Here is a 21,990-nt window from a genome sequence, read left to right on the forward strand (position 1 = left end):
CGGGCCGGCATGAGAATCCCGCACCTCCGTCAAGCCCTGGTCGCTGCCCTGCTTCCGACTTCCGCCTTTGCCGCGCCACCGCAGGATAGCGCGGGCGCCCGCGACGACGTGGATTTCAGCACCATCGACATCAAGGATGCGATCGAGTGTCGCCTCGATGCACCCACCTATAACGGCTTCGCCACGGCGGCGACCGACGACGCAACCCTTGCGACCAGCCACTGGAAGCCGGTGAAGTCCGCCAACATGCTGCTGGCAGAATATGAGCTTCCGAACCCGATCGTCGTGGCCGGGGGGTATAGCACCCGCCGCATCGCCTTCACCTCCAGCGGCGTGCTCGCCGTGCTGGATGTCGCCGATCCCGGGGTGATCGCGGCCAAGGTGCATATCCGGAACACGATGGGATCCGACGGCCTGGTCGATGCACTTGTCGCCTCGGGCAAGGTCACGCGGGCAGAGGCGGAAGCGGAGATCAAGTTTCACAAGTTCCTGGGCGAGCGCGTGATCAGCGATGTCACCGATCCGGCCGATGGCGAAACATATCGTGCCCGCACGACCATCGCCCTCAACGTCTCGAACGTCGTGACGCATCCCGGCAAGACTTTGTACGGCTGTTCGTACAAGATGGAGTTGCTGGACAAGGACGGTAACCCGCTGTGATTGCGATCAGCGCAGTCGGGCGATCAACCGCCGTCGGCGCTGCGCTGCTGGCGCTGGCGGCGCCGGCACCAGCGGTTCTAGCGCAAGACGCGGAGGACATCGCAGATGTCTTCATCGGCACGCTGGAACGGGACGGCAACGACGTGATCTTGCGGCGCTGCGATTTTGTGAAGAACCGATATGTGCTAGTCGATGCGGCCGGTCGCCACGCCGTCGGGGCGGTTCGCAAGGCGAAGCTGCCCGCCTATGGGGAAGTGATCGCGCACTATGCCGAAGGGGAAGGTCGCTCGATCCTGCGGGTTGAGCGCGTCGAGAAGCTGACCCCGGGCAAGAACTGCCATTTGCTGGATGCGCTCGACAAGGCGGGTTAGCGACTGCGGCGGCCTTTGCCGACCAAGCCGCCCGCCCAAAGCGCCCACCAGCAGACCAGCGGCTGCACGAACAGGCGCGGCGCATGATAGGCCCAGCCCAGGCCGGTGCCGGTCGAAAGGTCCCGCACCGCGTGCTGGAGGTTTGCCGGGAACACGCAGACCGCGTAGAGTGCCAGCATCGCGCCCGCGAGATTGCGCAGCCGCACGGTCAACAGCGCGATCGCCGCCGCGATCTCACAGAGCCCGGTGCCCGCGATCACGAGTTCGGGATGGGGCACCCAGGCCGGGGTGATGTGCAGGAACGGGCGTGGCACAGCCAGGTGCAGCACGCCCGCCAACAGATAGAGGCACGCCAGCGCGATGCGCGCGCGGCGGCGCCACGGCGTCTCGGCGGGCGTGCCCATGGCCTCAGGCCTGCTGGAGCAGGCGTTCCTTGGCGATCTTTTCGCGCCACACCAGCGGGCCGGTGTGGTGGACGCTCTCGCCCGTCGCATCCACGGCGACGGTGACCGGCATGTCCTTCACGTCGAACTCGTAGATTGCTTCCATGCCGAGATCCTCGAAGCCCACCACGCGCGCGCCCTTGATCGCGCGGGCGACGAGATAGGCCGCACCGCCCACTGCCATCAGATAGGCGGCCTTGTGGTTGCGGATCGCGTCGATCGCCACGGGACCGCGCTCGGCCTTGCCGACCATCGCGATCAGGCCCGTCTGGGCGAGCATCATCTCGGTGAACTTGTCCATGCGGGTCGCAGTGGTGGGGCCGGCGGGGCCGACCACCTCGTCACGTACCGGATCCACCGGGCCGACATAGTAGATCACCCGGCCCTTGAAATCGACCGGCAGCTCTTCGCCCTTGGCCAGCATGTCCTGGATGCGCTTGTGCGCGGCGTCGCGGCCGGTGAGCATCTTGCCGTTGAGCAGCAGGCGATCGCCCGGCTTCCAGCTGGCCACCACTTCCGGGGTCAGCGTGTCGAGATCGACGCGGATCGATTCCTTCGAGGGCGTCCATTCCACCTTGGGCCATTCGTCGAGGCTCGGCGGGTCGAGATAGACCGGGCCGCTGCCGTTGAGGCTGAAATGCGCATGGCGGGTGGCGGCGCAGTTCGGGATCATCGCGATCGGCTTGGAGGCGGCATGGGTCGGATAGTCGAGGATCTTCACGTCGAGGATCGTGGCCAGGCCGCCCAGGCCCTGCGCGCCGATGCCGAGCGCGTTGACCTTGTCGAAGATCTCGATGCGGAGCCTCTCGATATCGTTCTGCGGCCCGCGCAGCTTGAGCTGGGCCATGTCGATATCCCCCATCAGCGACTTCTTGGCGAGCGTCACCGCCTTCTCGGCGGTGCCGCCGATGCCGATGCCGAGCATGCCGGGCGGGCACCAGCCGGCGCCCATCTTCGGGACCATCTCGAGCACCCAGTCGACGATGGAGTCGCTCGGGTTGAGCATGGCGAACTTGGACTTGTTCTCGGAGCCGCCGCCCTTGGCCGCGAGCTCGACATGGACACGGTCGCCGGGGACCATCTCTACGTTGAGCACGCAAGGGGTGTTGTCCTTGGTGTTGACGCGGCTGAAGGCCGGGTCGCGCAGGATGGAGGCGCGCAGGCGGTTCTCGGGGTGAAGATAGGCGCGACGCACGCCTTCATCGACCACGTCCTGCAGCGAGCGCTCGCTGTCCAGCACGCACTTCTGGCCCCACTGGATGAACACGGTGACGATGCCGGTATCCTGGCAGATCGGGCGATGCCCTTCCGCGCACATGCGGCTGTTGGTCAGGATCTGGGCGATGGCGTCCTTGGCGGCGGGGCCCTGCTCGGCCTCATAGGCGTCGCCCAGCGCGCGGATATAATCCATCGGGTGGTAATAGGAGATGTACTGGAGCGCGTCGGCGACGCTCTCGATCAGATCGGCTTCCTTGATGAGGACGGTCATGGATCTTGCCTGCGATGATGTGGTCGCCCGGGGCGGGCTCCTGGTCCCTGTATAGGCCAAGGCGCGGCAGGACTAGTCGGGTCGGGCGCGGAGCGCGTCACCGTTGACGGCGGGCAGCACGCCCAGCGCTGGTCGGGCATACCAATAGCCCTGGTGATAGCGCACCCCGAGTTCCCGTAGCGTCGCGGCCTCGGCAGCGGTTTCGATCCCCTCGGCGATCAGCAGCGTGTCCAGTTCGGCGCAGAGGCCCGCGACGGCGCGCACGATTGCCTGGCGACGACGATCGCCGTCGATGTTCCGCACCAGCTCCATGTCCAGCTTCACTTCGTCCGGCGCGAAGCGCGCGAACCGATCGAGGCCCGAATGGCCGGCACCAAAATCGTCGATCGCGACCTTGAACCCGATCTGCTTGTACGATTCGATGATCGCTTCGACATGCTCGGGCGACCCCATCTGCTCGTTCTCGGTAAACTCGAAGATCAGGCGGTCCGGCGGCAGCCCCGTCTTGCGGGCGGTCTGCAGCGTCAGCTGGATGCAGGCCAGGGGCGAATAGACGGCGTTGGGCAGGAAGTTGATGGAGAGAAGGGCACCGGTCGCCATCAACCCGGCGGCCATGGCGGTTTCAATCGCCTTGACGCGGCAGGCCTGATCGAAGGCGTAGCGATTGGCATCCGTCACCTGCGACAGAACGTGCATCGCGCCTGACCCGTCGGCACCACGTACCAGCGCCTCATAGGCGAAAGGCGCACCCGTCAGCGTGTCGATGATTGGCTGGAACGCCATGTCGAACGGGATGTCGAAATCGACGCCATCGCGGCAGCCGCTGCAGATCTTTCGCATCTCCATCCCCTGCAGCTATCGCAATACCCCGAATTTTTGGCGAATCGGGAGCAGCAATCGGCACCAGCTGCTGGCGCAACGTCTATGCCTTTCCCGCAGTAGCGTCGCGCAGCAGCGCGGCGACCAGCGGGTTCGGGAAGCGCCGGTCCAGCGTGACGGCGTAGAAGCTTTCCGTCACCTGTGGGAGCTGATCGAACTCGATCAGACTGCCTGCCGCCAACTCGTCGCGCACGACGATCGGGGGGAGCACGGCCAGCCCCACGCCATCGCGGGCAAGAAGGCGCATCAGCGCCATGTCGTCCACCTCGGCCGCGATCTGGGGGCGAACGCCCAGGGTCGCGGCGAGTGCATCAAAGGCTGCGCGCACGCTGCTTTCCAGCGTGGGCAGCACCAGCGGCTGGGTGGCGAGCAGCGCCGCAAGGCTGGTATCCCCGGCGATCCCGGGGCGGCCGATCAGGCTCACGCGCTGCTCGGCGATCTTGTGGGAAAGATAGGGCGTGATCGCGTCGCGGGCGGGGGGGCGATTGGCCAGCACGACATCGAGTTGCAGGCCGGCCAGCGATTGCATCAGCTCCGCGGCGCTGCCCGATCGCAACACCAGCTCCACATCGGCGCGGTGGAGCAGGGGCTGGACAAAGCCGATCTGGAAGTTGCGCGAAAGCGTGGCCAGCGCACCGATCCGCACCGCCTGACGGGCGCGGCCGGTTTCCCGCAGCACGTCGAGCAGCTCGTCGCCGGTGGCGAAGATCGAATCGGCATGGTCCAGCGCGATCCGCCCGGCCTCGGTGAGCACCAGGCGACGGCCCTCGCGCTGGAACAGGGCGTGGCCGAGCCGTTCCTCCAGCTTGCTGATCTGGGTGGACAGGGCGGACTGCGACACGGCCATCCGCTCTGCGGTGCGCGTGAGATTTCCGTCATGCGCGACGGCCCAGAAATAGCGGAGATGGTTGTAGTTCAGGTCGCGCATATCGTTCTCATAAAGTGAACATTACGCACCATACAATGAATTTTATCTGATCGTTCCGCAGGCCTAACGCTCCTCCCGCACAAGAAGGAGATCGGGTGTGAGCATGTGGTGGTTGGCCAACGCCGGGCCGGCTTTTCTCGCCGCGGCAGCGCTATTGGCGGGCGCCGGGCGGCAGTTCCGGCCCGGCTGGACGCTGCGGGTGATATCGCTCGCCGCGCTGGGCGCGCTGGTCGCGGCGGTGGCCCTGGCGGGATGGACGGGTTGGATGGGGCCGCGCACACTCGCGCTACCGGGCGTCGACGCGCTGGTGTCGACCCGGCTGGATGTGGTGAGCGTCACCATGCTGGTGCTGGTCAGCTTTGTCGGCTGCATCGTGGTGCGTTTCGCGGCCACCTATCTCGATGGCGAGGCGCGGCAGGGCAGTTTCATGGCCTGGCTGGCGGTGACGCTGGCGAGCGTGATGCTGCTGGTGAGCGCTGGAACGCTGCCGCAGCTGGTCTTCGCCTGGATTGCGGCCGGGCAGGGGCTGCGGCGCCTGCTGCTCTTCTATCCCGAGCGCGCTGCCGCACGCCGTGCCGCGCGTAAGAAGGCGATCAGCACCGGCTTCGCCGACGTGGCGCTGATCGGATCCGCCGTGCTGCTGTGGCAGGCGACCGGCACGACGGACATCGCACGTTTGCTCGAAGCCGCACGCGCCGGCACGGCACCTGGCGCGATGGCGCTCGCCGCCTGGGGCATCGCGCTCGCGGCGATGCTGAAATCGGCGCAGTTCCCGCTGCACGGCTGGCTGACGGAAGTGATGGAAGCGCCGACGCCGGTCTCCGCGCTGCTGCATGCCGGGGTTATCAATGCCGGCGGGTTCCTGCTGATCCGGCTGGCGGACGTGATGCTTGTCTCGCCCTCGGCGCTGGCGCTGCTGGCGGTGCTGGGCGGCTTCACGGCGCTGTTCGGCAGCCTGGTGCTGCCCACCCAGCCAGCGATCAAGACGCAGCTTGCCTGGTCGACCGTCGCCCAGATGGGCTTCATGGTCATGCAGTGCGGGCTCGGCCTGTTCTACCTCGCGCTGCTGCACATCGTGGCGCACTCGCTCTACAAGGCGCATGCCTTCCTCTCCTCCGGCGGCGCCGTCGAGCGGATTGCCGCGGCGCGGCGGCTGGGGCCGGTAGCCAAACCGGACGGCGCGGCCGTCGGGCTGGCGATGCTGGGGGCGGCGATCCTCTATGGTGCGCTCGCGATCGGCTTCGGGGCCTGGGCAAAGCCGCCCCAGGCGGTCGCACTGGGTGCGATCCTGGTGTTCGGCGTCGCTTATCTGATCGTGCAGGGAATGAGCCCGGCCGCGCCGCGCGCGCTGCTCCAGAGCACCCTGGGCTTCGCGATCCTTGCGACCTCCGCCTATTTCATCCTGCACCATGCCGCCGAATGGCTCACCATCGGCACCCTGCCGCCTGTTCCTGCGCCGGGCCCGTTCCAATGGGTGCTGCTCGCCGTCGCCCTGATCGCCTTCGGCGGCATCGCACTGGCCCAGGCCATGCTGCCGCTGTGGTGCGACCATCCGGCGGCGCAGCGGCTGCGCACGCATCTCTCCCACGGATTTTACGTCAACGCGCTGCTCGATCGGGTGATCGGCAGCCGGGTCATCGGAAAGGCTTGATCCCATGTATCGCATTGCCGACCCGCAATCCCACGCGCCGCAGCCCAGCTATGTCGGGCTGCTCCTGGAGGCTGCCGAGCAGGCCGCCCGCGCCGTGCCGCCGCTGTGGCCGCTGGCGACCAGCGTCGCGGTGAACCCGTTCCTCGGCCACACCCGCCGCAGCCTCGCGCAGGCCTCGGCCTGGTTGCGCCGAAGCGGCGGCGCCCGCGCCACCATGCCCCGCGCCTGGTATCGTGACCGGATCGCCGAAAGCGCGATTTACGAAAGCGACCTGCACGCGGCGTGGGAGGCTGCTCCTCCAGCGGAGCGGCCGCAGCCGTTCGAGCGCTTCCTGATCGACATCCGCCACGATGGCGCCGATCCCGTACCCCATCCCACGCTGGCGGAGATGGCCGCGGTGCCGGGGGGCACCGACTGGCCGTCGGTCGTCGCCGACCAGATCGGCAGCTGGGCCGGCAGCTATTTCGATGCGGGACAGGCGCTTTGGGCGGCGCCCCAGGGGCAGGGCGCCTATGCCGGATGGCGCGAACAAGCCGGACGCGATCGCACGCCCGAAATCCATGGCCTTGCCGGTTTTCGCGCCTTTGTAGGTACTGCGCCCTCAACGGCCAGAGATGCGATTGCGGTGAGCGCCGCCCGGCTCGGTCTTCGCGCCGAAGCGGCTGAACGCTATTTCGAGCGGCTGCTGATGAGCCTCGGCGGGTGGGCCCAGTTCGCCCGCTACCAGCGCTGGCAGGCGGAGCTGGCGAGCAGCGCGGACGACACGCTGGTCGAACTGCTCGCGGTGCGCCTGCTCTGGGAAGCGGCGCTGTGGGAACTGGGCGGCGCTGCCCTGCGGGAGCGCTGGGCGGAAGCCGCACGGATCTATGAAGCGCCGATGCGGCCAGGCCAGGATTGCTGCATCGACGCCATCCTCCAGCATGCGGCCGAGATTGCCGAACAGCGGCGACTGGTCGCGCGGCTGCATGCGCCGGTGGTCAGCGCAGCGGCAACGGCACCGGTTGCGCAGATGGCATTCTGCATCGATGTGCGATCGGAGCCGATCCGCGCCGCGATCGAGCGGGTGGCTCCGGGAATCCGCACCAGGGGCTTCGCGGGCTTCTTCGGTCTTGGCACCGCGCATCGGCCGCACGCCGCGTGCGCCGGCGAGGCGCGCCTTCCGGTGCTGCTCCGGCCTGGTCTGACCAGCGACGATGGCGGGGACCCGCATCTCGAGGCGCTGGACCACGCCAATGCGCGCGGGGACCGTGCGTGGGGGCGGTTCAAGCAGGCGGCGGTCTCCTCCTTCGCCTTCGTGGAGTCTGCCGGGTTCGTCTATGCCGCCAAGCTGCTCAAGAACACGTTGGGCCTGGCCGGTGCGAGCCGGAAAGCGGGCAAGCCGCGTTTCCATCCGCCCTTGCCGCAGCGGGACGCCGTCGACGCTGCCGAGCGGATCCTTCGCGCCATGTCCCTTACCAGCGACTTTGCGCCCCTGGTGATTCTGGTAGGGCACGGCGCGGGCGTGACCAACAATCTCCACGCCAGTGCGCTTCAGTGCGGTGCGTGCGGCGGCCATGCCGGTGACGTGAATGCGCGGCTGCTCGCCGGGCTGCTCAACGACCCGGTGGTACGCAAAGGGCTCGCGGAGCGGGGGATCGACATCCCCGCCGAGACGGTGGTGATCGGCGGCCTGCACGACACGACGAGCGATCGCATCCAGCTGTTTCACGAGGATGCCGCAGTGCCCGTACCGCTGCTTGCGGCGGTGGAGCAGGCATTGGCGCAAGCATCGGTCGAAGCGGCTGTTGCCCGTGCTGCCCGACTGCCGCGGGCGCAGGGTGTTCGGCAGATCCTCGCCCGTGGCCGTGACTGGGCGGAGGTGCGCCCCGAATGGGGCCTTGCCGGATGCAGCGCCTTCATCGCCGCGCCGCGCCGCCGCACGGCCGGACGATCGCTGGGCGGGCGCGCGTTCCTTCATGACTATGACTGGCGGGCCGATGCCGATCTGGGGGTGCTGGAGCTGATCCTGACGGCCCCGGTGGTGGTCGCCAGCTGGATCAGCCTGCAATATTACGGCTCCAGCGTCGCGCCCGGCGTGTTCGGCGCGGGCAACAAGCTGCTCCACAACGCAGTCGGCGGGATCGGCGTGCTCGAAGGCAATGGCGGGCTGCTACGGGGCGGGCTGCCCTGGCAGTCGGTGCACGACGGGCAGCGGCTGGTGCACGATCCGCTGCGGCTGACCGTGGTGATCGAGGCCCCGACGGCGGCGATCAGCGACGTGCTCGCCCGTCATGACGAGGTGCGGGCGCTGTTCGACAACCGCTGGCTGCACCTGCTGGCCATCGACGAAGGCGGGAACGTCGCCTGGCGCTACGCCGGCGGGCTGCGCTGGCAGCCCTTCGCGCAGGAGGTTTGACGATGCGAATCGAGATTGCCCCCGCGCTGCGGGTGGCGGAGCCCGAGGTGGAACTCGCCGGCATCGAACGGCGAATTTCGTGGGTGCTCGCGCATTCCGGCACCAGCCCCTGGTTACGGGCTGCGCTGGAGGCAGCGCTGGCGGAGGACCCGGTGGCCATCGCCAACGATGTCGAGATGCTGCGGCATCTGCTGCTGCCCCGCAGCACGGCGCATGCGATCCTCGCCGCCGCCGCCATGCGCTGACGGAGAAGACCGTAGGCGAAGCTGTCATGGTTATGCTTCTATGAAGCTGTATGGACCTGAAGACCCCCGGCTTTGACCAACAGATCAGCTTGCGGCAGCTGCGCTACCTGGTTGCATTGGGCGAGCAGGCGAGCTTCACCCGTGCGGCTGCTGTTTCGGGCGTGAGCCAGCCTTCGCTTTCCCAGGCGATCCGTCAGCTGGAGGAGGCGCTGGGTGCGCCGCTGGTGGAACGCGGGGCACGCGCCTTTCTCACGCCGCTTGGCCGCGAGGTGGCGGCGCGCGCGCAGCGCATCCTGCTGGAGGTTCGCGATCTGGCCGAGCTGGCGGGCGCGGGCGATACCGCGCTGCTCGGTACGATCCGGCTGGGCGTGACGCCCACCGTCGGCGCCTATCTGCTGCCGCGGCTGGTCGCACGGCTGCACCAGCAGTTTCATGATCTGCGTGTGCATGTCCGCGAAAATCCGCCCGCGTTGCTGGTGGAAGGGCTGGCGGCAGGGGCGCACGACGTGATCCTGGCGCAACTGCCGCTGCAGGCCGCCGGGGCCCATGTCGAGCGGCTGTTCCGCGAGCCCCTGCACCTTGCCATGGCTGCAGACCATCCGCTGGCGGCCCGCACGACGATCGGGCGCGAGGATCTTGCCGGGCAGGACCTGCTCACCCTCCAGCGCGGCTATCGCCTGGCCGAGCAGACGATCGCGATCGCCGAGGAAGCGGGAGCACGGGTGCGGGAGGATTACGAAGGCACCAGCCTGGATGCGATCCGCCAGATGGCCGGCATGGGCATGGGGCTGGCGGTGCTGCCCGAACTCTATGTGCGGCAGGAGATTCGAGCCGGCGACGGCGTGGTCGCGCGGCCCTTCCAAGCCGGGCGGCACTATCGCGAGCTGGGCTTGCTCTGGCGCAGCGGGGTGGCGCGGGCCGCGGCCTATAAGAGACTGGCACAGGAATTGGTCGCCTGTGCCGAAGACATAGGAATATCCTATCGGTGATATAGCCGGCGCGCCATTGTGCTTATGGCGCGCCGCACGCACTTCATCGATCGTGAAGGGAGATGACGTAGCGATGGCAAAACAGAAGATCGGCTGGGCGCAGGTGCGCGGCTGGCTGAACGAGGTGATCGGGCCCGATGGCGGCTATCTGCGGCTGGCGATGGTCTATGGCATCGCGATCAGCCTCCTCTCGCTGGCGACCCCTATTTCGGTGCAGCTGCTGATCAACAGCGTAGCCAAGATCGCGCTGCCGGCCCCGCTGATCACGCTGTCGGCGATGCTGTTCACGCTGCTGCTGATCGTGGTGATCCTGAGCGCGCTGCGCGTCCACATCATGGCGCTGTTCGAGCGCCGCCTATTCGCGCGCACCGTGGCCGAGATCACGATCCGGGTCGTGCACGCCCGCAACCCCTTCTTCGCCGATGCCCGCCGGATCGATCTGTTCAACCGCTATTTCGACCTGATGACGGTGCAGAAGAGCGTGCCGAGCCTCGTCATCGGCGGCTTCACCATCCTGCTCCAATCAGTGGTGGGGCTGGTGGTGACCAGCTTTTACCATCCGTTCTTCCTTGCCTTCAACGTGATCCTGATCGCGCTCGTCTGGCTGATCTGGCAACTCTGGTCGCCCGGCGCGATCCGCTCGGCGGTGGCGCTCAGCCATGCAAAGCATGATGCCGCGCGCTGGCTGGAGGGGCTGGGCACCTCCAACGGCTTCTACAAGTCCAGCCGCCATCTCGATTTCGCGATGGACGGATCGGAATCGATGACCGCCGCCTATGTCGCGGCGCACCGCCGCCACTTCCGCTACAGCTTCACCCAGACCTGCGCCTATCTGCTGCTCTACGCCACCGCGAGCGCCGCGCTGCTGGCGATGGGCGGCTGGCTGATCCTGCAGGGACAATTGTCGATCGGCCAGCTGGTCGCCGCCGAACTGATCCTGTCAGGCGTCTTCTACGGCCTGGGCCAGCTCGGACATTATCTCGACGCCTTCTACGACATGGCTGCGGCCGCGGAGGAAGTATCGCTGCTCTACGCCATTCCGCACGAAACGCACACGCGCAGCACCGAAGCACCGGGCAATGGCGAGGTGCGCCTGCGCGAGGTGGAGGCCGGTGACGCCCGGATCGACCTGACCATTCCCGCGGGCGCGCAGCTTGTCGCGATTGGCGCTCCCGCCATGGACAGCCGGCTCGCGATGCTGCTCAAGCGCAATACCCAGCCGGATCGCGGGCTGGTGATGGTGGGCGGCGTCGACCTGGAGGCGCTCGACGTCTACCGCCTCCGTTCGGATGTGATCGTGCTCGATCGGCCGACGATCGTCGAGATCAGCATTCGCGAGTATCTGGGCCTCGCCGGTGCCGGGATCCCCGCCGGCAAGGTGCTGGACGCGCTGGCGCTGGTGGGGCTCGACGCCCGCATCGGGCAGCTGCCGGAGGGAATGGAAACGCCGCTCGCCGCCTCGGGCTATCCGCTGTCGATCGGCGAGTTGATGGCGCTGAAGCTTGCCAATGCGCTGCTCGCCCGGCCCCGGGTGTTGCTGCTGAGCCCGCTATACGACCTGATGCCGACCCAAAGACTTACGGCCGCGCTCGATGCGCTGCGCGAGGCCGGCACCACGGTGCTGTTGTTCACGGGCCGCCCGGAAGCGATCCGCCGAGACGGCTATCTGTGGCTGGGCAAGACGGCCCAGGCCCGCTTCGACACGGTGGACCAGCTGCGTGCCGCGCTCGCCGATCTGGAGGCCCGCAATGCCCTTTAAGCCCGACCATATCGGCCATTTCCCGACCCTTGCCGGCATGCGCCTGCCGCGGATCGCGCGCGCGATCGCGTGGATGATCGTCATCGCAGTGGCGCTGCTCGGCGTCACCATGGTCTATGTCCCCTGGGTGCAGACCGCGCCGGGGCGGGGGCAGGTGGTCGCGCTCGATCCCCATGATCGCGTCCAGTCGGTCACCGCGCTGGTGCCGGGGCGGGTCGAGCGCTGGTTCGTCACCGACGGCCAGGCGGTGAAGAAAGGCGATCCGATCGCCAAGATCTCGGACAACGACCCCGAGCTGCTCGCCCGCCTCGCCGCCGAGCGCGATCAGGTGCTTGCCGAGATTTCCTCGATCGAAAGCGCCCGTGCAGTCGCCTCGATCGACGTCAACCGCGCGCGTACCCTGTTCAATGAAGGGCTGGCCGCGCGGCGCGACTATGAGCAGGCGCAGATCCGGGTTGCCGATCAGGGCGCCAAGCTCGCGGAATCGCGGGCGAAGCTCAACCGGATCGAAGTGTCGCTCAACCGTCAGGCGGTGCAGATCGTTCGAGCCCCCCGCAACGGCCGCATCCAGACGCTGAACGCCGCCGCCGGCGCGACGCTGGTCAGCGCCGGTACGGAGCTGGCGACGCTCGCGCCCGAGGGTGGCACCGAGCGCGTGGTCGAGCTGATGGTCGACGGGCGCGACGTCGCGCTGGTCCATCCCGGGCGGCGGGTGCGGCTGGAGTTCGAAGGCTGGCCCGCGATCCAGCTGAGTGGCTGGCCCTCGATGGCCTGGGGGCTGTTCGATGGCCGGGTGCGCTCGGTCGATCCCTCGGCGATGCCCGACGGGCTGTTCCGCGTGCTGATCGAGCCCATGCCGGGCACCCAGGCCTGGCCCGGCGATCGCTTCGTGCGCCGCGGCGCCAAGGTCCGCGGCTGGGTGCAGGGCGAGACGGTGCCGGTCGGATACGAACTCTGGCGCCAGCTCAACGACTTCCCGCTCGAATTCGGCACCGCTTCGGACAAGGGCGAGGACAAGGGCATGGACATCTACAAGAAGAAAAAGAAATGATCCGGCAGCTGCTCGCTTTCGTCGCGCTGGCGTTCGCGGTGCCCGCCGCGGCGCAGGGCCCCCTCACGCTCGATCAGGTGCTGCGCTCGTCGGCGCAGAACGCGCCGCAGATCATCGAGGCGCTGGCCAAGCAGCGCCAGGCCGAAGGCAAGGCGCTGAGCGCCGAGGGCGCGTTCGACGTGGTGTTCGACGTCGATGCGCAGGCGCGGCCTTTCGGCTATTATGACGGGACCGTTGTGGAGGCGAAGGCCAGCCGTGCGCTCGATACCAACGGCGGCGGGCTCTATGCCGGCTACCGCGTCTCCCGCGGCAGGTTCCCGGTCTACGAGGACAAGGCCTACACCAACCAGCTCGGCGAGATCAAAGTAGGCGCGGTGTTCTCGCTGCTGCGCGACCGGGTGACGGACGAGCGCCGGACCAAGCTGCGGCTTGCGGACCAGGATGTCGACGTGGCGCGGCTTGAGCGCGAGATGGTGGCGATCGGCGTCCAGCGCCGGGCGATGAGCGCCTATCAGGCCTGGGCGGTCGCGGGCCTGCGCTTGAAGGCCTATCGGGATTTGCTGGCGCTTTCCGAACGGCGCCGCTCGCAGCTGGCGCGGCAGGTGCAGCTGGGCGCGCGGCCGCAGATCCTGATCACCGAGAACGACCAGAACCTCGCCCGCCGGCGCTCGCTGGTGGCCCAGGCTGAACAGAAGTTCGCGGAGGCCGCCAATGGGCTTTCCTTCTTCTGGCGCGATGGCAATGGCGTGCCGCTGGTCCCCGCTGCGGAGCAATTGCCGGAGGCGCTGCCCGAACTGGCGATCGCACCGCGCAAGGCAGGGCCCATCCTGCGGCCCGACCTGAAGACGGTGCTGGTGCGGATCGATCAATCGCTGGCCCGGCTGAACCTCGCCGAAAACGACCTGAAGCCCCGGCTCGACGCGCGGGCGGAACTTGGCAAGGACGTTGGCGCCACCGGGCTGGGCGGGCCTTCCCGCACGCCCGCCGAGGCCATCGTTGGGGTCAAGTTCTCGGTGCCGCTCGAGCGGCGCAGCGCGCGCGGCCGGATCGCGGAAGCGCGGGCGGAGATTGACGGCCTGCGAACCCGCCACCGCATGCTGGAGGAACAGATCGCCATCGAGGTGAAGGGGATCGCCATCGGCATCGAAGGTGCCGACAAGGTGGCCGATCTGGCGGCGCAGGAGGCGGAGCTGGCGGGCAAGATGGCGGTGGCCGAGCAGCGTCGCTTCGACATGGGCGCCAGCGACTTCTTCCTGATCAACCAGCGCGAGGAAAGCGCGACGGACGCACGCCTCCGTGCACTGGACGCGCGCTACCAGGCGCTGGTTGCACGGGCGGACCTGGCGGCGGCGACGGCCGATCGCGGCGTGCTGGGGCTTTGATCACCCCGTAATCTCCTTCGCGATCTGCCGCACGGTTTCCTTGATCACGCCGCCGCGCCCGGCATCGCCCTTGGCCATCGAGGACAGGAAACCCTTCGCCTGGGCGAACGTCAGGTGCGGCGGGAAGGGGGCGACGTCCGGGTCGGTCTTCACCTCGAGCACCACCGGCCGATCGGCGCGCAGCGCCGCATCCCAGGCGTCGCCCAGCGCTTCGGGCGTGTCGACATGGATGCCCTGCAGCCCGATCAGCTCCGCGAAGCGGGCATAGGGAACGTCGGGAATGTCCTGCGTGGTGGGAAAGCGGGGATTGCCCTCCATCACCCGCTGCTCCCAGGTGACCTCGTTGAGATCCTGGTTGTTGAACACGCAGACGATGAAGCGCGGATCGGCCCAGCGCTGCCAGTATTTGGCGACGGTGATCAGCTCGGCCATGTTGTTCATCTGCATCGCCCCGTCGCCGACCAGCGCCACCACCGGTCGATCAGGATGCGCGAACTTGGCGCCGATCGCATAGGGCACCGCTGCGCCCATCGAGGCGAGCCCGCCCGAAAGCGAGGCGCGCTGCCCGGCCTTCACGCGATAGTCCCGCGCATACCAGTTCGCGCAGGAGCCTGAGTCCGAGGTGACGATGGCATTGGCGGGCAGCCGGGGCGACATTTCCCAAACTACCCGCTGCGGATTGACCGCTTTTGCCTCGGCCATGGCACGCGCTTCGATCGTCTCCCACCATTTGCCGACTTCATGGGCGATGCCTTCTTGCCAGCTGCGGTCCTCCTTGTGCTGCAGAAGCGGCAGCAGCGCCTTCAGCGTCTCCGCCGCGCCGCCGTGCAGATTGCATTCGACCGGATAGCGAAGGCCGAGCATCGCCGGATCGATGTCGATCTGCACCGCGCGTGCCTGGCCCTCCTTGGGCAGGAACTCGGCCCAGGGGAAACCGGTGCCGATCATCACCAGCGTATCGCAGCCCGCCATCATGTCCGACGAGGGCTTGGTGCCGAGCAGTCCGATCGCGCCGGTGACGAAGGGCAGGTCGTCCGGCAGCACATCCTTGCCGAGCAGCGCCTTGGCCACGCCCGCGCCGAGCCGCTCGGCGAGTTCGATGATGGGCGCTTCCGCCCCGCGCGCACCGGCGCCGATCAGGATGGCGACCTTCTTGCCGGCGTCGAGGATTTCCGCTGCCTGCGCCAATGCACTCGCGGGCGGCACGATCTGCGGGCGCACATAGCCCGGGCCGGAGCGGGTGAAGCCGTGCTGGAGGGGCGGCTCTTCATAGGGTTCGTCCTGCACGTCCTTCGGCAGCACGATAGCGGTCACGTCGCGATTGGCGATGGCGATGCGGATCGCGCGGTCGGTAACGTGGCGAAGTTGGGCCGGCGCGGAGACCTCCTGCACATAGCCGCACACATCGGCGAACAGCCGGTCGAGGTTGAGCTCCTGCTGATAGTTTGCGCCGCGCACCGTCGTCTCGGCCTGACCGGCGATGGCGAGCAGGGGGACGTGATCGAGCTTGGCATCGTACATGCCGGTGACGAGATGCGTCGCACCGGGCCCACCGGTGGACAGGCAGACGCCCAGCTCGCCGGTGAACTTTGCGTGCGCTGCCGCCATGAACGCGGCCATCTCCTCGTGGCGGACCTGGATGAACTCGATGCCTTCGCCGTCGGCTTCGGCGCGTTGCAGCGCGCCCAGGACGCCGTTGATGCCGTCGCCCGAATAGCCGTAGATCCGCGTGACACCCCAGGCCTTCAGCCGCTCCACGAAAAAGTCGCTCGTCTGCTTTGCCATCTGCCGTCTCCTGAAGTCATCGGGGTAACCGACGGGATCGGGGATGGTTCAGGGCGATTTCCCTCCTGCGAGCGGGAAGGGGGGCGTGTGGCCATGGCCGCCCGCGCAACAGCCGCCCTCCGGGCTTGCGAGGAGGGGTTAAAGCCGGGTACCTCCTTCCCCTCCTATCCCTTTGAGATTTCATATGTCGCCCACCCAGCGCAGTCGAAAGCCCTCGCTTCCCCTCTATGCGGGGCTCGCCGCTCTGCTGCTGTTGCCGTTCGGCGCCGATACCGTGCTGCCGCTCGGCACCGCGACCTGGGCGGGCTATCTGCTGCCGACCGTGATCGCCTATGTCGCGCGCCGGCCGGTAGCGCCGCTCGTCATCGCGGCGCTGGCGACGCTGCTCAACTTCGCCGGCTTCACGCTCGCGCCGCCGGGCGTTGATCCGCAGGTGGTGCTGGTCAACCGCATCCTCGGCACGGCGATCATCTGGATCCTCGCGGGCATCGGCTTCGCCTTCATCCGCAACCGGCTGGCGATCCAGCGCGAGGAATGGCTGCAATCCGGGCAGGTCGGGCTCGCCAGGGCCGTCGCCGGCGAATTGCCGCTCGACGAACTCGCCACCGCGGCGCTGCGCTTTCTGGCGGACTATTCGGGTGCGCAGGCTGGCGCGATCTTCGTGCGCGACCCCAGCGGCGCCGGCTTCCGCCGCCGCGGCACCTATGCGGTGCCTGGCGACGCGCCGCTGCCCGAATGGGTCAAGCCGGGGGAGGGGCTGCTCGGACAGGCAATTGCCGACCGGCGCCAGTTCCTGCTGGAGCAGGTGCCGGAGGGCTATCTTTATTATGGCTCCGGGCTGGGCCAGGCGCAGCCGCGCACGCTGCTGATCGGCGTCACCGAGGCCGATGGCGAGATCAATGCCGTACTCGAGCTCGGCTTCCCGGGCACCGCCGATCCGCAGGTGCAGACGCTGCTGGAGCGGATCAGCGGGCAGCTTGGTGTCTCGATCCGCTCGGGCAAGTACCGCGCAAGGCTGCGCGAGCTGCTTGAGGAGACGCAGAAGCAGGCCGAGGAGCTGCAGGTCCAGAGCGAGGAGCTGCGCGTCAACAATGACGAGCTGGAAGCACAGAGCCGGGAGCTGCAGGATACCGCCGCCCGGCTTGAGGCGCAGCAGACCGCGCTCGAACAGAGCAATGCGGAGCTGGAAGCGCAGACGCGCGCCCTTGAGCTGCAACGCGACGAACTCGCCCGCGCGCAAGGATCGCTGGAGCAGCAGGCGGCGGATCTGGAGCAGGCGAGCCGCTACAAGTCCGAATTCCTCGCCAATATGAGCCATGAGCTTCGCACGCCGCTCAACTCGCTGCTGATCATGGCGCGGCTGCTGGCGGAAAATCGCGCAGGCAATCTCAGCCCGGACCAGGTGCGCCATGCGGAGACGATCGAGACGTCGGGCAACGACCTGCTCACCCTGATCAACGACATCCTCGACATCTCGAAGATCGAGGCTGGCAAGCTGGAGCTCCAGCCTCGTCGCGTCCGCATCGCGCCGCTGCTCGACAAGCTCAAGGCCGTGTTCGGCGCCTCGGCCACGGCCAAGGGCCTGGCCTTCCATATCGAGCAGGCAGCGGGGGCGCCCGGCGAGATCGAGACCGATCCGCAGCGGCTGGAGCAGGTGCTCAAGAACTTCCTGTCGAACGCGATCAAGTTCACCGCCAAGGGCGAGGTGACGCTGGGCGTGGCGCAGCGGCCGGATGGGCGGATCGGCTTCACCGTCCGAGACACCGGCGTCGGCATCCCGGCCGAGCAGCAGCAGGTCATTTTCGAGGCGTTCCGCCAGGCCGATGGAACGGTCAGCCGGAAATATGGCGGCACCGGCCTTGGCCTGTCGATCTCGCGCGAGCTGGCGCGGTTGCTCGGCGGCGAAGTCGTCGTGGAAAGCACGCCCGGTGCGGGAAGCGCCTTCACGCTGATCCTGCCCGACGCCTATGACCCCGCGCTGGTTCAGGCGCCGGCGCCGGCGCCGCTGCCAAGCCCCAGCCCGGCGCCGATCAAGCCCCCGCCGTCCAACCCCAAGCCGGGGCGCCGCCGCAACGTCGAGCCGTGCGAGGACGATCGCGAGAAGCTGTCGGGCGATTCCCGCGTGATCCTGATCGTCGAGGACGATCCCGTGTTCGCGCGCATCCTCTGCGATATCGCACATGACCTCGATTTCCAGTGCCTCATCGCGGGCACCGCCGACGAGGGCGCGCTGCTCGCGCGGCAATATGTGCCGAACGCGGTCATCCTCGACATGAACCTGCCGGACCATACCGGCCTGTCGGTGCTCGACCGGATCAAGCGCGACGTGCGCACGCGGCACATCCCGGTGCATGTTGTCTCCGTCGACGACGACAGCCAGGCGGCGCTCTCCAGCGGCGCGGTCGGCTATCTGTTCAAGCCGGTGAAGCGCGAGCAGTTGGTCGACATGCTCGAAGGCCTGGAGGCCAGGATGTCGCAGCGGATGCGCCGGGTGCTGGTGGTGGAGGACGACGCCCAGCAGGCGGAAAGCGTCAAGGCGCTGCTCGCCTCGCGGGAAGTGGAGACGGTGCAGGCCCATTCCGCCGCACAGACCTTCGAGCGCCTCGGCCAGGAGACCTTCGACTGCATGGTCCTGGACCTCAACCTGCCCGACGCTTCTGGCCTCGACCTTCTCGACCGGTTGAGCGAGGACGACAGTGTCGGCTTCCCGCCGGTGATCGTCTATACCGGCCGCGACCTGAGCCAGGACGAGGAACTGCGCCTGCGCAAATATTCCAAGTCGATCATCGTGAAGGGCGCCAAGTCGCCCGAGCGACTGCTCGACGAGGTGACCCTGTTCCTCCACCAGGTCGTGTCCGAATTGCCCGAGCCGCAGCAGGCGTTGATCGCCAAGGCGCTGGGCCGCGATGCCGCGCTGGAAGGTCGCTCGATTCTCGTGGTCGAGGACGACATTCGGAACGTTTATGCACTTACGAGCATTTTCGAGCCGCATGGGGTCAAGGTTCGTATCGCTCGCAACGGCCGCGAGGCGCTGCACGCGCTCGATGAGTCCGCGCGCCATCTCACCGATCCGGTTGATCTCGTGCTGATGGACGTGATGATGCCGGAGATGGACGGACTCACCGCCACGCGAGAGATCCGCAAGCAGCCCTGGGGCAAGACGCTGCCGATCCTGATGCTTACCGCCAAGGCGATGGCGCGCGACCAGCAGGAATGCCTGGATGCCGGCGCCAACGATTACCTCGCCAAGCCGCTCGACATCGACAAGCTGCTGAGCCTGGTGCGAGTGTGGATGCCGCGGTGATCGACGACGACTTTCCGGCGCATGAGGAGATCGAACTAGATCTGCTGCTCGAAGCCATCTGGCGGCACTATCAATATGACTTCCGTGGTTATTCACGCGGTTCGCTGCACCGGCGGATGGAGCGGGCGTGCCAGCGTTTCGGCTGCGAGGGCTTTTCGCAGCTCCAGCACCGGCTGCTGCGGGAACCGGCGGTGTTCGCCGAGCTGATGGGCTTCCTCACCATCCAAGTGAGCGAGATGTTCCGCGATCCCGCCTACTTCCGTTCGCTGCGCGAAAAGGTGGTACCGCACCTGCGTACCTGGCCTTCGCTCAAGGTCTGGATCGCCGGCTGCGCCAATGGCGAGGAATTCTACTCGCTCGCCATCCTCTTCCGGGAGGAGGGGCTGGAGGACCGGACGATCTTCTACTGCACCGACATCAGCCCGGCGGCGCTGGCGAAGGCCGAGGCAGGGATCTTCGATTTGGCACGCATTCCGCAGTTCACCGAGAACCACCGGCTCTCTGGCGGGCATAGTTCGCTTTCCGATTACTATACGGCGGCTTATGGTGGCGCGGTGTTCGACAAGAGCCTTCGCACCCGCGCCGTGTTCGCGGAACATAGCCTCGCCACCGATCAGGTGTTTGCGGAGGCACAGCTGGTGTCCAGTCGTAACGTGCTGATCTATTTCGATCGCGGGTTGCAGGATCGTGCGCTGGGGTTGTTCGGAGAGTCGCTGGTGCGCGGCGGTTTCCTTGGGCTAGGCGCGCGCGAGACTCTGCGCTTCTCGCGCCACGCCGACGCCTTCTCCGATTTCGACGCGGGCGAGCGCATCTATCGGCGCAACACTGTCGAACTGCAGGCAATCGGCGATGCGTGATGCCGTGAAGGTCCTCGCCGTCGACGACGTGCCCGAAAACCTCGTTGCGCTGGAGGCACTGCTCGCGCAGGAGGGGCTGGAACTGCTCACCGCGGCATCGGGCATGGAGGCGCTGGAGCTGCTGCTGGTGCACGACGTCGCGCTCGCGCTTCTCGACGTGCAGATGCCGGGGATGGACGGGTTCGAGCTGGCCGAGCTGATGCGCGGCACCGAACGCACCCGCCGCGTGCCGATCATCTTCCTGACTGCGGTCGCCACCGACGAGCGCCGCCGTTTCCGGGGTTATGAGACAGGCGCTGTCGATTACCTCCTCAAGCCGGTCGATCCGCAGATCGTCCGCAACAAGGTGGAGATCTTCGTCGAACTAGCGCGGCAGCGGCAGGAGATCGCGCATCAGCGCGACCGGCACGCCGCGGCGCTCGCCAGACTCAAGGCGCATCGCGACAACTCCCCGCTCGCGATCGTCGAGTTCGATGCAGAGCAGCGGATCATCGCGTGGTCGGCGGGCGCGGAGCGAATGTTCGGCTGGCGCTCGGCGGAGGTCTCCGGCTTCCGCCCGTCCGAGCTTGAATGGCTCGACGCCGAACATGCCGCCCGGTTCGACACGATGATCCGCGGGATGATCGCAGGCGAACAACTGCGTGACATGCGGCCGCTGCGCATGCGGACCGCGGTCGGCGTGACGCTCGACTGCGAAGTCTTTGGCTCCGCGTTGCTGGGGGGCGATGGGTCGCTGATCTCGGTGAACACCCAGATCCTCGACGTCACCGACCGGGTACGTGCCGAGGAGACGCAGCGGCTGCTGATCGGCGAGCTCAACCACCGGGTGAAGAACACGCTCGCTTCGGTGCAGGCGATCGCCACCCAGACGCTGCGCCATTCGTCCGGTCCGTCGGACTTCGCACCGACCTTTATTGGCCGCATCCACGCGCTCGCCCGGGCCCATTCACTGCTCAGCAGCACCACCTGGCAGGGCGCCAGCCTGCAAGAACTGGTGGAGGGGCAGCTCCAGACGGGCACCATCGATCCGGCGCGCATTGATACCGGCGGCCCTTCTGTCGATCTCGCCCCCGAGCCAGCGCTCCATCTCGCACTGGTGCTGCATGAGCTGGCGACGAACGCGCACAAATATGGTGCCCTATCGGTACCGGAAGGCCGAGTTGCGCTGCACTGGGGCGTGCGCGGCGGCCTGCTCGAGGTCGATTGGCAGGAGAGCGGCGGCCCGCCCGTGGCACCGCCCACCCGGCGCGGCTTCGGAACCGCGTTGATCGAGCGCAGCCTGAAGGCGGAGGGCGGCAGCGCGGTGCCCAGCTATGGCAACGATGGTGTCTCGTGGAAGCTGACCATCCCCTATGCAAGTGCGGTGCGACTACGGGGAGAAGCGCGCGGGGGCCGTAAGACGATACCGATGCTCCCAACCAGCGGCGGCGCAGCCTTGCTAGGCAAGCGCGTGCTGATCGTCGAGGACGAGCCGCTGGTCGCGCTGGAGCTGACCACCATCCTCAATGATGCAGGGATGGTAGCGGTTGGCGTAGCATCCACTGCGGAGGAGGCGCTGGCGGCGATTGCCGATACGTCGCTGGATGCCGTGCTGCTCGACGGCAATCTGCAGGGTGCTCTGGTGGACGAAGTCGCTGCGGCGCTGGTCGCGCGCGAAATTCCCTTCCTGTTCGTCAGCGGGTATGGCCGCGACCATCTGCCGATTGGGCTTGAGTCGGTCACGGTGATCGACAAGCCGTTCGATGCCCCCACGATCGCGGCGGCATTGCATCAGGTACTGGTCGCGGCCGACGCCTGATCGG

The 21,990-nt window shown here is 67.6% G+C and carries 17 protein-coding genes; 12 read left to right on the forward strand and 5 right to left on the reverse strand.

The features are described 5' to 3' along the window. The first annotated feature begins 9 nt into the window (after positions 1 to 9). Both V7E00_RS04745 and V7E00_RS04750 read left to right on the forward strand, forming a co-directional pair. Positions 10 to 660: a hypothetical protein gene (locus V7E00_RS04745; RefSeq protein WP_333571519.1), complete on the forward strand. Its 651-nt coding sequence runs from the start codon at positions 10 to 12 to the stop codon at positions 658 to 660. Then, positions 657 to 1,031, forward strand: coding sequence for a hypothetical protein (locus tag V7E00_RS04750; protein WP_333571520.1), 375 nt, complete (start codon positions 657 to 659; stop codon positions 1,029 to 1,031). The genes V7E00_RS04745 and V7E00_RS04750 overlap by 4 nt, the downstream gene beginning before the upstream one ends. Here the strand turns inward: V7E00_RS04750 and V7E00_RS04755 are convergent. The 4 genes from V7E00_RS04755 to V7E00_RS04770 form a co-directional block, all read right to left on the reverse strand. Next, positions 1,028 to 1,435, reverse strand: a complete 408-nt coding sequence (locus V7E00_RS04755; RefSeq protein ID WP_333571521.1) for a DoxX family protein — start codon at positions 1,433 to 1,435, stop codon at positions 1,028 to 1,030. The genes V7E00_RS04750 and V7E00_RS04755 overlap by 4 nt on opposite strands. A 4-nt stretch (positions 1,436 to 1,439) precedes the next feature. Then, a complete protein-coding gene (locus V7E00_RS04760; protein WP_333571522.1) occupies positions 1,440 to 2,963 on the reverse strand; it encodes a fumarate hydratase in 1,524 nt (507 codons plus the stop codon). A gap of 72 nt (positions 2,964 to 3,035) precedes the next feature. Then, entirely contained in the window at positions 3,036 to 3,803 is a 768-nt protein-coding gene (locus V7E00_RS04765) for an EAL domain-containing protein (RefSeq protein WP_333571523.1), read from the reverse strand. Between the two features lie 82 nt (positions 3,804 to 3,885). Further along, complete coding sequence (locus tag V7E00_RS04770; protein ID WP_333571524.1) at positions 3,886 to 4,770, reverse strand: LysR family transcriptional regulator; 885 nt, start codon at positions 4,768 to 4,770, stop codon at positions 3,886 to 3,888. A gap of 103 nt (positions 4,771 to 4,873) precedes the next feature. Here V7E00_RS04770 and V7E00_RS04775 point away from each other — a divergent pair, with 103 nt between their 5' ends. The 7 genes from V7E00_RS04775 (at position 4,874) to V7E00_RS04805 (ending at position 14,242) form a co-directional block, all read left to right on the forward strand. Beyond that, a complete protein-coding gene (locus tag V7E00_RS04775; RefSeq protein WP_333572374.1) occupies positions 4,874 to 6,421 on the forward strand; it encodes a proton-conducting transporter transmembrane domain-containing protein in 1,548 nt (515 codons plus the stop codon). A 4-nt stretch (positions 6,422 to 6,425) separates the two neighbouring features. Further along, on the forward strand, positions 6,426 to 8,816 hold the full coding sequence (locus V7E00_RS04780) for a YbcC family protein (RefSeq protein WP_333571525.1): 2,391 nt from the start codon (positions 6,426 to 6,428) through the stop codon (positions 8,814 to 8,816). A 2-nt stretch (positions 8,817 to 8,818) separates the two neighbouring features. Next, positions 8,819 to 9,061, forward strand: a complete 243-nt coding sequence (locus V7E00_RS04785; RefSeq protein WP_333571526.1) for a hypothetical protein — start codon at positions 8,819 to 8,821, stop codon at positions 9,059 to 9,061. Positions 9,062 to 9,111: 50 nt separating this feature from the next. Beyond that, positions 9,112 to 10,050, forward strand: coding sequence for a hydrogen peroxide-inducible genes activator (locus V7E00_RS04790; RefSeq protein ID WP_333571527.1), 939 nt, complete (start codon positions 9,112 to 9,114; stop codon positions 10,048 to 10,050). A gap of 73 nt (positions 10,051 to 10,123) precedes the next feature. Continuing rightward, positions 10,124 to 11,809, forward strand: a complete 1,686-nt coding sequence (locus V7E00_RS04795) for an ABC transporter ATP-binding protein (RefSeq protein ID WP_333571528.1) — start codon at positions 10,124 to 10,126, stop codon at positions 11,807 to 11,809. Beyond that, on the forward strand, positions 11,799 to 12,860 hold the full coding sequence (locus V7E00_RS04800) for an HlyD family secretion protein (protein WP_333571529.1): 1,062 nt from the start codon (positions 11,799 to 11,801) through the stop codon (positions 12,858 to 12,860). Before V7E00_RS04795 ends, V7E00_RS04800 begins: the two co-directional genes overlap by 11 nt. Beyond that, entirely contained in the window at positions 12,857 to 14,242 is a 1,386-nt protein-coding gene (locus tag V7E00_RS04805) for a TolC family protein (RefSeq protein ID WP_333571530.1), read from the forward strand. Before V7E00_RS04800 ends, V7E00_RS04805 begins: the two co-directional genes overlap by 4 nt. Here the strand turns inward: V7E00_RS04805 and V7E00_RS04810 are convergent, their stop codons facing one another. After that, positions 14,243 to 16,027 carry a thiamine pyrophosphate-requiring protein gene (locus tag V7E00_RS04810; protein ID WP_333571531.1) on the reverse strand — a complete coding sequence of 595 codons (1,785 nt, stop codon included), beginning with the start codon at positions 16,025 to 16,027 and terminating at the stop codon, positions 14,243 to 14,245. A gap of 184 nt (positions 16,028 to 16,211) precedes the next feature. Between V7E00_RS04810 and V7E00_RS04815 the strand changes: the two genes are divergently transcribed. The 3 genes from V7E00_RS04815 to V7E00_RS04825 are packed head-to-tail and all read left to right on the forward strand — an operon-like array spanning position 16,212 to position 21,986. Further along, the gene (locus V7E00_RS04815) at positions 16,212 to 19,331 is read left to right on the forward strand and encodes a response regulator (protein ID WP_333571532.1); all 3,120 of its coding nucleotides are present in this window, start codon (positions 16,212 to 16,214) and stop codon (positions 19,329 to 19,331) included. Continuing rightward, on the forward strand, positions 19,328 to 20,188 hold the full coding sequence (locus tag V7E00_RS04820; RefSeq protein WP_443019139.1) for a CheR family methyltransferase: 861 nt from the start codon (positions 19,328 to 19,330) through the stop codon (positions 20,186 to 20,188). The genes V7E00_RS04815 and V7E00_RS04820 overlap by 4 nt, the downstream gene beginning before the upstream one ends. Next, positions 20,181 to 21,986, forward strand: coding sequence for a response regulator (locus V7E00_RS04825; RefSeq protein ID WP_333571534.1), 1,806 nt, complete (start codon positions 20,181 to 20,183; stop codon positions 21,984 to 21,986). Before V7E00_RS04820 ends, V7E00_RS04825 begins: the two co-directional genes overlap by 8 nt. Positions 21,987 to 21,990: the final 4 nt, after the last annotated feature.

The sequence above is a fragment of the Sphingomonas sp. genome (assembly GCF_036731925.1).
Classification (GTDB): Bacteria; Pseudomonadota; Alphaproteobacteria; order Sphingomonadales; family Sphingomonadaceae; genus Sphingomonas.